Raw genomic sequence first — 11,610 nt, 5'->3', positions numbered from 1 at the left:
TGGCCGCCGGCGAGCCGGGTTTCACGCCCGCCAAGTTGGGGTTTGAGAGGATTGTGCGCATGTACTTCCCGGATCAGAAGCGGAGCGGCGTGTCCGGCCCGGATTGGGAAGAGCTCGACTTGCTGGAGGAAGAGGGCCTTGCCTACATCATCTACATCTGACGGGACCGGGCCGCTGGGCACGAGGGACAACAAGGAGCGCCAGGAGTCGCGGGCCTGGTACCGGGTCCAGGACCAGTTGTTCGACCGGTTCATGTCGCAGGTTCCCGGGTGCAGGACCAAGCTGCGGGAGATGGTCGCCGAGACGGGCGGCCCGGAACTGGACTGCTCGCTGCGGTCCCTGGAGCCGGTGTGCCAGTGGGTGTTGGACTGGGTCAAGCGGGAGCCGGACGACGGCGAGGACTGGCTGTCGATCTGGTTCAACCGGGACGCGCCCAGGGTCCACGAGGTGGACAACGGCCACCTCGTGTACAAGAACTGGTACCTCTCCCCCCAGGCGGACCGGATGCGGCAGCGGCTGGCCGTGTACGTGAGCGACGTGATGATGCGCCTGGTGCCGAGGTCTCGGTGGGTGTGCTGGCGCGGGAACTTCGTCGGCGACCACCCGGCCGGCGACATTCTGTTGGATGTGGGTGACCCGAACCGGCCGTTCCAGCCGCGCGCCGCCGATGGCCTGGTTTTCACCCACGCCTACACCGCCGGCTTCGACCCGTCGCATCCGGAGTACCGGGCGCCGAACCCGCGCGAGGCGACAGATTATGTGGATCAGACGTTGGCGCGGTTGGAGGAGCGCCGGCGAAAGGGTTTGGAGCCGGTGTTTCAGGCGGCCCCGACCGGGCGGGAGGCGGCCAAAGGCCGCACCCCCCACGCCGGACGGCGCGAATTCAACCGCGGCATCTGACAGCGGGGCGCGGCGGCGGCAGGGGTGACGGAATGTGGTTCACGTCGCGGCCTGATGGGGTGGTGCGGAATCGGTTTGAGAATCCGCGCGGGCTGGATTCGCGGGCTTGGTACGCGGTCCAGGACAGGTTGTTTGACCGGTTCGCCGCCCAGATCCCGGGGTGCCGCGTCCGGTTGCGGGAGATGGTCGCGGCGGACGGCGGCCCGGAGTTGGACGGGTCGGTCAGGTCGTTGGAGCCTTTGGGGGAATGGGCGGTCGACTGGGTCCGCCGCGAGCCGGAGGACGGCGAGGACTGGCTGCCCTACTTCCACCATGCGGCCTACGAGCAGCGGTCCCGCGCCCTGGCGGGGTCGAAGCACGGCCATGGTGCCTGGAACGAGCGCTTCCCGACCCCTCAAAAGTGGAGCGGATGGAACAACGGCTGATGGTGTACTTGGGGGACGTGGCCATGCGGCTGGTCCCGAACTCCCGGTGGGTGTGCTGGCGTCCGGTGAGCGCGCTCGACCACCGGGGGGCGATGTGGTGGTCGACGTCGGCGACCCCGACCTCCCCTTCGTCGCGGAGGGGTTTGTCATCAGCGTTTGGGGGACGGCATACCGTTGCGGTTTCGATCCCGCCCACCCGGATTGGAGTCCGCCGAGGCCTCGGGAAATGGCGGATGCGATCGACCGGATGCTGGAGCGGCTGCGCGGCCGCAAGGAGCGAGGTTTGGAGCCGGTGTTCCAGTTGGCGCCGACCGGCAAGGAGGCGGACAAGGGCCGCAAACCGCGCGCGAAGATCCCAAAGCGCCACATCATTTGACTGGCAAACCGTTGGCTGCGGTCTGGCCGGGTTTCAGGCGGTTGGAACGGGTCGGACCCGGACCTTCGGCCGCTTTGAGCGTTCGACGGTCCGGGTTTGTCTCATTTTGCGTTGCTCCGGACACACTTCGTGGTGGATAAAGGTGTTCGGGCAGGGGTCAGAGCTCGGTGGCGCCCAGCGCTGAGAGCCGGTCGGCCAGGTGGGACAGGTAGTCGGGCGGGCATTTCACCGGGACCGACCGGTTCTCCATGACGTAGTGCACGTAGCCCTGGATCTGGTCCGGCGCGAGGCCGTTTTGGCTGGCCACTGCGGTCTGGTAGAGCCGGACTTGGTCGGCGTGGATGGGCCTGGCGCTCCCCGAGTCGCTGGTGCCCGTCTTCCAGTCGACCACAACCATCCGGCCAGACGGGTCGCGGAAGACCGCGTCGATTCGGGCTACCACGCAGCGTCCAAGCAGTTCGATTTCCAGTTCCGTCTCGACCGCCACGAGCGTGTCGGCGCCGCTCATCCACCGGGAACGCCGGAAGGCCTCCATGAGGCTGTTCAGGTGGGCTTCTGCGGCCGAATCGACGTGGTGGTCGGCTAACAAGGCGGCGTCAAGCATGTCTTGGCGCACGCGGCTGTGCGCCCCCACCGCCAATTCGAGGGCGGCGCGGCGGTGGAACTCCTCCCCCAGCGTGGCGCCGCGGCTGGGCTTGACCGGAACCGGCCGCCGGAGCCGGTCGAGCGCGTCGCCGTCCCCGCCGGCCAGTCCGATCAGGGTGGTCGCCGAGTTTTGCGCGGGCAGCGCCACAACCAGGTTCGCCGCCGATCGCTCGCGTTCCCGCAAGAGCAGCGCTGCCCGCGCGGCCAACTCGGAGTTCATCCCCTCAAGCAGGCGAATAGCCTCGGCCGGTCGAAGCCGTGCGGGCAAGTCGCGCCGTGCGGCGTCAACGGCGGCGGCCGCGCGTGCCAGGGCCGGGCCCCGGCGGCCGGCGGGATTCTCGGGCGGCCAGACGGCGAACTGCTCGGCAACCTCACCTGGTTCGATTTCGCCTGGATCCTGGGCCCACCGCGACGCGTCGATCAAACCGCCTGCCAGAAGCTCTCGCAGGAAAACGGACGGCGGCCTGCCTTTCGGCGTGGTTGTGATCCAGGAGCCGCTGAGGAACAGATGCGTCCTGGCGCGGGTGACCGCGACATAGGCGACTCGGCGGTCTTCGGCCACAAGGTGGCGCCCGACCTCACGCTTGAAGTTTTCGAAGGCCTCCCCCAGCTCAACCACATCGGCGGCCTCCTCATGACGGAAGGCGGGCAATGGGCCGCCGTCAAGGCGCAGCGGCCAGGGCAAGCCGCCGCTGGAGCCGCTGCGGCGGGCGTCGCTCAACCAGCCCAGGCCCACCGCCTCTTGTTCCCCGTCGACCTCTTTGACGGTGACGGCCGGGAAGCCGCCCTGAACCAAGCCGGGCACGCACACCACGTCCCATTCCAGCCCCTTGGCCGCGTGAACGGTCAACACTTGGACGGCGCCCCCCGGGGCCGGCACGTCGGCCAGTTCAAGCCCGTCCGCCTGTTCTTCTTCGGCTTCCAACCAGTTCAGGAAGCCCGTCAGACTCGCAACGTCTTGGTTCTGCGAGTAGTTGTGCGCCTCGTTCACCAACTGGCTGACTTGGCTGCGGCCGGCCGGACCGGGCGCTGCCAGAAGGTCGATGTCCAGACCCAGGGTGCGTTCGGCTTCCAACACCAGTTCCGGCAGGCTGAGGTAGGAGGCGGCCCGCCTGACGCGGCCCAGCGCCCGGCCAATCCGCCGAAGGCGCGCAACGCCTTGCGGGCTGATGCCGCCACAATCCGCGTCCGGCGGAGCCGCGATCACCGCCTCGAGCGCGTCCAGCACGCTCAAGCGTTCGGCGTCCCCGGCCGGAGCGCCGCTCGCGGCGCCTAGACCAAGGACTTCTTGAGCGGTGCCGTTCCCGCCGTCCTCGCTGTTCCGCCGGGCGAGCCGCGCCAACGCGTCCAAGTCTTTGATGCCCAGGGCGAAGCGCGGCGAGGCGGCCAGCCGCATGAAGGCGTCTCCCCTGGTCAAGTCCTGACTCGCGGCGAGCACACTGACCACGTCGCGGACCTCGGGCGCGCGCAGCAGGCCGCCCCGCCCGATCACCTGATAATCCAACTCCGCAGCCTCCAAGCCTGCGACGACAGGATCAATTTGGGCGCGGGTCCGGACCAGCACGGCCGCAGTCCGGGGACTCGCCCCGTTGAGGGATGGCGCCCAATGCTCCGAAAGATAAGCGGCAACAGCCTCCGCTTCGGCGGCCCTCGTCTCGAAATAGCCGGAGTCGACCTGGCCGGGCCCGGCGCCGGGACGCTGCCGCAGTTCCGGCAACTCGATCAAACTGGCCGCACGCAACGGTTGCGCCACCCGGTTGGCCACGTCGAGGATCGCTCGGTCGTTGCGCCAGGCGACGCTGAGATGCAAGGTCGCGGGCCGTTTTGGCGGGAGTCCCGACTCAGAGGCTTGGAAACGTTCCAAGAACGCTTCCAGCGCGGTCGCGGACGCTCCCCGCCAGCCGTAGATCGATTGATGCGGGTCGCCCACGGCCATCACCGGCATGGGCGCGAACAGGGCGCTGAGAAAGTCGATCTGGGAGGTCGAGGTGTCTTGGAACTCGTCGAGTACCACAGTCTTGAAGCGATCGCGTTCGGCCCGCGCCACGGGGTTGCGCGCGGAGCCGTCCATCCCCAGCCGGGCGAGACGCCGCGCCCACGCCGCTCGGTCGGCGAAGTCCATGGCGCCGAGTTCGGCCTTCCGCGCACGGTACTCGTTGATCAGCCGGGCGGCGGCGCGTCGGTTCATGAGCCCTGTGATCGCGCTGGTCACCCCCGCCGGCGCCGAACTCTTCCGCCTTCCCGTCGCCGGGTTGACGCCCGGCTCCTTGCCCGCCAAGTCCAGGATCACGCTGTCGAGGTAGGCGATCAGGCGATCCGGCTCGACCTGGTTGTCTGCGGTCTGGTCCGCCAGCCCCATCAGGAGGCCGGCGAGCCATCCCGTGCTGGCGCTGATGTCCGGGTCGCCCGCCCAGCTTTCCACCACGTCGGTCGCCACCTGCCACCTTTGTGCCCCGGTCAGGATTCGCGCGTCCGGGTCCGCCCCGACTTGCAGGCCGTAGCTGCGGACCAGCGAGGAGGCGTAGGCGTCATAGGTGGAAACCACGGGCCATGGCGCGTCCGGGCCGCCCACCAGGTCCGCTGGCAGGCGGGCCAGCATGGCGCGGATCCGCTGGCCCAGCTCGGCCGCCGCCTTGCGCGTGAAGGTCAGTCCCAGAATCGCGTCCGGTTCGACCAGGCCGTTGGCGACCAGGTACACCACGCGCAGCGCCATCACGAACGTCTTTCCCGCCCCGGCGCCGGCCACCACCAGGTGCGACGCGAGCGGCGCGCCGACCACCTGGGCCTGTTCGGCGGTCAACACGGTCCCCCCGTCAATCAGTTCGGCGAGGCGTTGAGGCGTGCACCGCAGGTTCACGCGACCACCTGCTTTCCCTCGGGCCAAGCCGGGCAAGAGGTCTTGACGGAGCAATTGCGGCACTGCGGTCCGGGGCGCGCCTCAAAGGTTGGGCCCTGGGCGTTCTTCGCGCATTGGCTCAGCAGGTCGATCATCCAGTTGGCGCCGCCGTCCGCCGCCAGGGCGGGCTGCCGTCGTTCCGCCGGCCGGCTGGCCCCGCTGCTCAGATACACCAGCACCGCCTCGCTGGCTGAGCGGTGGGGCGGCACCAATCCGGCGTTGACGGCCACCTGGTAGGCGCCGAGTTGGGGATTGAGTTCGGCGTCCGCCGCACTGGGCACGTTCTTGCCGGTCTTGAAGTCGACCACGCGAACCCGGTCCGGCCCCTCGCCTTCAAGGCGGTCGATCCGCCCGGCCAGCCGGACCGGCAGTTGGGTGCCGTTCGCTAAGGCCGGGCCCGGCTCGGGCAGCTTGATCTCCGCCTCGCTGGCCACCAGATTCGGGTGCGACTCCTGGTAAATCCCCAGCCGTTCGGCCATTTGAAGCGCTTCCTCCAGCAGCCGGCGGCTCGAATAGCTGTCCTCAAGACCGAGTTCGGACCAATGCTCCCGCAAGCGCCGTTTCAGCTCACCCGGGCCATCGTGCGGATATTCCTCCGCCAACCAGTGAATCAAGGTGCCCAACGTCGCCCTGTCCCCCGCCTGGCGCGTGCCGCCCGCCTTCTCAAGAGCCCACAGCAAAGGGCATTTCGACAGCGCCTCCACCTTTGACGGGCTGAGCACGGGCGCGCTCCGGCCGTCGTGAAGGCCGTCAGCCGCAGACCGGCCCAGGACGCCGGGCCACTCGGCCGGGTCCGCGCCATCGGCCCCGACTGCGGCCAAGACGGCCAGGACCCGCGCCGCGTCCCCGCAGGCAGCACCCGCCGCGTCTCCGCCCGACGCGCCACTGTGGTCCGCCGCCACGCCCAGGCCAGCCGACCCGGCGCCCCCGGCCTCCCACACCGCCGCCGATGCCGTCCCCCCGCCAGCCGCCGCCACGCCCGTGCCAGCCGCCGCCACGCCCAGGCCAGCCGCCCCGGAGCCCCCGGCCCCCCACACCGCCGCCGATCCGACCGCCGCCTCGGTTCTCCCCGCTCCGCCGGTTTCGGCGTCCCCATTGCCGCATGAACGAGCCTCGAGGTGGCCGCCCCCGCCGTGCCCGGTTGGCGGCGGGCACGCCAGTCGCGCGCGCCCCTCGGCGACTATGCCGCGTAGGTCGAACGGCCAACACCGCCCCGCCGCGCTTTGGCCGCCCGACCCGCCCGCCGTCGCCGCGCCGGCCGCTTCACTGGCCGCCTCGCCGGCCAGCCAATAGAAAAAGCGGGATGGCTGTTCGTCGGTGTTGGCGACCGCCACGGCCAAGACCTCCCGCTTGGCGCGGGTCAAGGCCAAAGCGAAGGAGCGCGTCTCTTCCTCCAGCACCTCGCGCCTGCGTTCGGGCCCGGCCGCAGGCACGTCTTTCCCGTCGACAATGTCCGCCAGGCGCCCGGCCCCCAGCAACGTGTCCCGCAGCCGCAGGTCAGGCCAGACGTCTTCCTCAAGACCCACCAACGCGACCAGGTCCCATTCCCGGCCGATCGCGGCGGTGGCGGTTGAAACGGTGACCCGGTCGCCCGGCGGCGCCTGCGCCGCGATCGTGTCGCTCGGCAGCTGTTGAGCCTCCAGGTAGGCGGCGAAGCCGGCCGAGCCGGAGCCCGGCTTGCGGGCGTCGTGGCGGCTGGCGGCTGCGAACAGGGCGAGAACCGCGTCAAGGTTGGCGTCGGCGCGCGACCCGCGCGGCCCTCCGGCGAGCGCCCATCCGGACCAAAGCTCGCCCAGGCCGGAGGCCTCCCAAATAGCCCACAACACATCTGCGGCCCCGGCCCCCGAGCGGGCGGCCGCCTGACGACCGGCCCGCAGAGCCGACCGCAGCCGCTCTACGGCCGGCGCCAACCGCGCGGGCACGCTTCGCCCAAGCGCCTCAGCGGGCGCGAAGCCCTGGACCTCCCCCGTCCCGCCGTCCAGAAGCCGCGCCGCCAACACGTCCGGCGGCCCGGCCACGCCCTCCGCGCGACCCTCCCGGCTGAGCGCGCGGCGCAGTTCGCGCAGATCAGCCGCGTCCATCCCGCCAACGCTCGAAACCAACAGGCTGGCCGCCGCGTCCGGCGGAAGCGAGGCGCCGCGAGCCGTCCAGCGCATCAGCGTCACCAGTGGCGCGACCGCCGGATGGTCAGTGGCCAACACCTCCGAGCCGGGCACTCTGACCGGCACGCCCGCGCCGGTCAGAAGCGAACGCATCAGCGCCACCTGCCCGGCGGTCCGGGTCAAGACCGCCATCGAACTGAACGCCAGGCCGTCAACGGCGTGCGCTTCACGCAGACGGCGTGCGATCACCGCCGCCGCCTCGGCAGCCGACCCGACCGCCGCAGCCCTGACCAGCCCGGATTTCGACTGCGCCGACGGCCCCTTCGGCGCGCTTGCGGGCGCCGGCGGCACCACCGCCGCACGCGACCGTCCCGCGGGCCTTAGGCGCGCCACCACCTCGACCGCTTTGGCGTGCAGTTCCCCGGATTGCCGCCAGCACCGGCCCAAGACAGCCTCAAGCGCCTCCCAGCCATCCGGCGCCGGGCCGGTCGACGCGACCAGTTGGCCGGGCAAAGCGCCCCGGAACGACTGGGCGGCGGTGTCCGGGCTGCCGAGGCAAACGACCTGGGAGCCTTGGGCGGCCAACTGCCCCACCAACCGGTGGAGCGCCAGCGAAGCCTCTTGGTAGTCATCGACTATCACCAGTTCCCAACCTGGGCGCCCGGCCAAATCAAGTTCCACGGACTGGCCCCGCACGGAAAGGGGCCGGTCCCAGTCCCGCAGGCACAGGTGCGCCTGGGCCACCATCGCGGCGGCATCCAGTTTCAGCCCCGCGTCGGCCGTGTTCCGCAGGTCGAGCGTGTCCAGGTAGCGCTGGTAGAAATGGGCGGCGGCCACCCAGTCGGGCCGTCCCCGGTCTTGGCCCAGACGAGCCAGATCCACGGCATCGAGACCCCTTTCGGCGGCCCGCATGAGCAGATCCCGAAGCTCGTCGCGGAAAGCAGTCAAGCGGCGGGCCTCCGGCGGCACTGACGGCGGCCATCCGACGCCCGGCCCCACGCCCTCCGCGTCCGCCTCCAGCAGCGCGGCGAGCGCCGCCGATTGCTCGGCCCCGGTCACCATTTGCGGCTGGTACTCCCGCGACGCCTCGAGCGCCCCGTCCAGTCCGCTGCCCGCGACCGCCTCCGCACGGGCTTGAAGAATGGTCATGGCCAACGACGTGGGCGTGACGGCCGGACGACCCGCCACCACCGAGCCGACCCGCCTAACGATCCGCGCCGACAATTCGGCGGCGCCGTGCCGGTCCGCGCTCAAAACGACCAGCCGCCGCCCGTCCAGACCCGCCGCGAGGGCCCTGGCCACCGCCAACTCCGCGACCAGGGTCTTGCCCGTGCCGGGGAACCCGAAGACGCTGACCGATTCGCCTCGCTCAATCATGCGGAGTACCCCGGCCTGCGACTGGTCCGGCTCGACTTCCGGGACCGGCGGCGGCGTCACATCCAGCCTCAGCGCCAAGCGGCTCGTTTCCATGCCTCAATCACACCACGGCCCGCTGACACTATTCGCGGCCGCGCGGATCACGAGATCACAAGATCACCGCGTCGCTCATATTGGTCAGACCAGTCAGACTTGTTACGATGCGTCTATGGTTTTCGACGATCAGGCAATCAGCATCTACGACTTCAAGGCCCACTTGTCCCAGATCGTGGCGGAAATCGAACGCACGGGCGACCCCGTGGTGGTCACTAGGCACGGCCGTCCCGTGGTGCGGGTCCTGCCCGCAGCAGCCGGGGGTGCGCAACGCCCGGTAGGGCTGTGGCGAGGCAAGATGACGGCACCAGACGGGTGGGACCGGTTCACCGAGCAGGACGAGTTGGATTGGTACGGGGCATGAGGCTCCTGCTTGACACGAACGTGCTGCTCTGGTCGCTGGAGGACCATCCCCGCCTGGCGCCGTTCCGCGACGCGGTGACCGATGGCGCCAACGTGGTGTTCTTCTCGGCCATGAGCGTCGCCGAGATCTCGTTGAAATCATCGCTCGGAAAGCTCCAGGTCGAGCCGGGCTACGCTGACGCGCTCGCCGCGGCCGGCTACCGCGAACTCCACCTGACCGCCCGCCACGCCGAAGCGGCCGCCGACCTGCCCTGGCACCACCGCGACCCGTTCGACCGGCTGTTGATCGCCCAGGCCCTGGTCGAAGGGCTCACCGTCGCCACCGCGGACAGAGTCTTCGAGCAGTACGAGGTCAGGGTGCTCGGAGCCTGACGCCAAGCGCCCCCGCCAGCTGATCCAGTTCGGAGGAGATGCGCCGAGCCCCCGATGATTCGCACGCTGGGGACGGCTCGGCCGGCGTTACGCCCAGAACTGAACCAGCCCGGCGGCGTCCGGCAAACGGCTCGACCCGGCCATAGAATCGGGCTCATGGAGATAACCATCGGAATGCGCCAAGTCCCACGGGAAATCACTCTCAACACCGACCAACGGGCCGAAGAGGTCCGGGACGCCATAGCCGCCGCCATCCAAGACGGTCAGCCTTTGATTACGCTGACCGACAAACACGGCCGCACCTTGCTCATCCCGACCAGCGCGCTGGCCTACGTGGAAGTCGGCTCGAGCCAGGCCCGCCGGGTCGGCTTTGGTGCCTGACCAGCCCAAAGACCAAGGAGGGCGGGGGGCGGACGGAGGGCACGGCATCGGCGGCGGAAACCCCCAAAACGCGCTGCGCCGCGCCACCGCGCCTCACGCGCGGGCGGGCGAACAGCCGCCTGGCAACACGCCGACCACTCCAAGGCGCTAAACTGGCCCGCGACGACGAAATGGGCTGACCGGCCGCAAGCGGACACAATTCTCGAAAACCAGCGATCGGCTGCCCGGCGTGACCTGCCGAGGCGCGCCTGCCACAGCTAGTTGAAGAGATAAGGAATCAGCCACTTGAGTACCGAACCCCAACCGACCTTTGCCGACTTCGACGTGGACCCGCGCGTGGTCGACGCGCTCGCCAAGGCCGGCATCACCACACCCTTCCCAATCCAGTCCCTGACGCTGCCCGTGGCGCTCAGCGGCCACGACATCATTGGCCAAGCGAAGACCGGCACCGGCAAGACGCTGGGCTTCGGCATCCCGCTGCTGCAAAAAGTGCTTTCGCCCGGCGAGGACGGCTTCGACGCACTCCCGGCGCCCGGGAAACCGCAAGCCGTGGTGATCGTGCCGACCCGCGAACTCGCGGTGCAGGTCGCAACCGACCTGGGAACCGCCGCCTCGAACCGGTCCGTCCGGATTGTGCAGGTCTACGGCGGGCGCGCCTATGAACCTCAGGTCGAGGCGCTGAAACGCGGAGCCGAAGTCGTGGTGGGCACGCCCGGCCGCATGATCGACCTGCTCAACCAGCGGCAACTCGACTTGGGGCACGCCCGCACCGTGGTCCTCGACGAGGCGGACGAGATGCTGGACCAAGGCTTCCTCCCGGATGTGGAGCGGCTATTGTCGGAGACTCCCGCCGGACGCCACACCATGCTGTTCTCGGCCACCATGCCGGGCCCGGTGGTGGCAATGGCGAGGCGGCACATGACCCAGGCGACGCACATCCGCGTGCAGGACCCGGAGGACCAGGGCGCCACGGTCCTCAACATCAACCAGGTTGTCTACCGCGTGCACGGGTTGAACAAGACCGAGATCATCGCCCGCATTCTGCAGGCCCGCGGTCGCGGGCGGGTTATCATCTTCGCCCGCACCAAGCGGTCCGCCGCCCGGCTGGCAGACGAGTTGGTCAGCCGCGGTTTCGCAGCCGCCGCCATCCACGGCGACCTGGGCCAGGGCGCCCGCGAGCAGGCGTTGCGGGCTTTCCGCAAGGGCAAGGTCGATGTGCTGGCGGCGACCGACGTGGCCGCCCGCGGGATCGACGTGGACGACGTCACCCATGTGATCAACTACCAGTGCCCCGAGGACGACAAGATCTACCTGCACCGCACCGGGCGGACCGGGCGGGCCGGCAACAAGGGCACCGCGGTCACCTTCGTGGACTGGGACGACCTGCCGCGTTGGGGGCTGATCGACAAAACCCTCGGGATTGGCCAGCCCAACCCGCCCGAGACCTACCACACCTCGCCCCACCTTTACACCGACCTTGACATCCCGGCGGACGTGACGGGCGTGCTGCCCAAGGCTCAGCGCACCGCGGCGGGCCTGGACGCGGAGGCTTGGGAGGACCTGGGGGAGACCGGCGGCCGCAGGCGCGACGGCGCCGGTCGGGGCCGGGGCGGTTCCGGCGGCGGGTCGCGCGGTTCCGATTCCCGTTCCGACGGCCGCTCGAAGGCCCGCACCCGGGCC

The 11,610-nt window shown here is 70.1% G+C and carries 9 protein-coding genes; 7 read left to right on the top strand and 2 right to left on the bottom strand.

Going from position 1 to position 11,610, the window contains the following annotated elements:
- Positions 1–138: 138 nt before the first annotated feature.
- From LBC97_10560 to LBC97_10550, 3 genes are all read left to right on the top strand, one after another.
- Positions 139–900 carry a hypothetical protein gene (locus LBC97_10560; GenBank protein MDR2566470.1) on the top strand — a complete coding sequence of 254 codons (762 nt, stop codon included), beginning with the start codon at positions 139–141 and terminating at the stop codon, positions 898–900.
- Between the two features lie 62 nt (positions 901–962).
- Positions 963–1,325, top strand: a complete 363-nt coding sequence (locus tag LBC97_10555) for a hypothetical protein (protein ID MDR2566469.1) — start codon at positions 963–965, stop codon at positions 1,323–1,325.
- Positions 1,326–1,551: 226 nt separating this feature from the next.
- Positions 1,552–1,701 carry a hypothetical protein gene (locus LBC97_10550; protein ID MDR2566468.1) on the top strand — a complete coding sequence of 50 codons (150 nt, stop codon included), beginning with the start codon at positions 1,552–1,554 and terminating at the stop codon, positions 1,699–1,701.
- Between the two features lie 157 nt (positions 1,702–1,858).
- On the opposite strand, the gene LBC97_10545 is transcribed toward LBC97_10550, so the two are convergent.
- Positions 1,859–5,203 carry an ATP-dependent helicase gene (locus tag LBC97_10545; GenBank protein MDR2566467.1) on the bottom strand — a complete coding sequence of 1,115 codons (3,345 nt, stop codon included), beginning with the start codon at positions 5,201–5,203 and terminating at the stop codon, positions 1,859–1,861.
- Positions 5,200–8,814, bottom strand: a complete 3,615-nt coding sequence (locus tag LBC97_10540) for a PD-(D/E)XK nuclease family protein (protein ID MDR2566466.1) — start codon at positions 8,812–8,814, stop codon at positions 5,200–5,202. Before LBC97_10540 ends, LBC97_10545 begins: the two co-directional genes overlap by 4 nt.
- A gap of 115 nt (positions 8,815–8,929) precedes the next feature.
- On the opposite strand from LBC97_10540, the gene LBC97_10535 reads away from it, so the two are divergent.
- The 4 genes from LBC97_10535 to LBC97_10520 all read left to right on the top strand — a co-directional run.
- Complete coding sequence (locus LBC97_10535; GenBank protein ID MDR2566465.1) at positions 8,930–9,178, top strand: type II toxin-antitoxin system Phd/YefM family antitoxin; 249 nt, start codon at positions 8,930–8,932, stop codon at positions 9,176–9,178.
- Positions 9,175–9,549 carry a type II toxin-antitoxin system VapC family toxin gene (locus tag LBC97_10530; GenBank protein MDR2566464.1) on the top strand — a complete coding sequence of 125 codons (375 nt, stop codon included), beginning with the start codon at positions 9,175–9,177 and terminating at the stop codon, positions 9,547–9,549. The genes LBC97_10535 and LBC97_10530 overlap by 4 nt, the downstream gene beginning before the upstream one ends.
- 156 nt (positions 9,550–9,705) lie before the next feature.
- Entirely contained in the window at positions 9,706–9,930 is a 225-nt protein-coding gene (locus LBC97_10525) for a DUF3107 domain-containing protein (protein MDR2566463.1), read from the top strand.
- Positions 9,931–10,215: 285 nt separating this feature from the next.
- A partial coding sequence (locus tag LBC97_10520) for a DEAD/DEAH box helicase (protein MDR2566462.1) occupies positions 10,216–11,610 on the top strand: 1,395 nt, incomplete at its 3' end.

The sequence above is a fragment of the Bifidobacteriaceae bacterium genome (assembly GCA_031281585.1).
GTDB lineage: Bacteria > Actinomycetota > Actinomycetes > Actinomycetales > WQXJ01 > JAIRTF01.
This window is presented reverse-complemented; position numbering and strand designations above follow the sequence as displayed.

Excerpts from the sequence above, each read along its gene's own strand:
- LBC97_10540 (MDR2566466.1), bottom strand. The coding sequence starts at position 8,814 with ATGGAAACGAGCCGCTTGGCGCTGAGGCTGGATGTGACGCCGCCGCCG.
- LBC97_10525 (MDR2566463.1), top strand. The coding sequence starts at position 9,706 with ATGGAGATAACCATCGGAATGCGCCAAGTCCCACGGGAAATCACTCTC.
- LBC97_10530 (MDR2566464.1), top strand. The coding sequence starts at position 9,175 with ATGAGGCTCCTGCTTGACACGAACGTGCTGCTCTGGTCGCTGGAGGAC.
- LBC97_10535 (MDR2566465.1), top strand. The coding sequence starts at position 8,930 with ATGGTTTTCGACGATCAGGCAATCAGCATCTACGACTTCAAGGCCCAC.
- LBC97_10550 (MDR2566468.1), top strand. The coding sequence starts at position 1,552 with ATGGCGGATGCGATCGACCGGATGCTGGAGCGGCTGCGCGGCCGCAAG.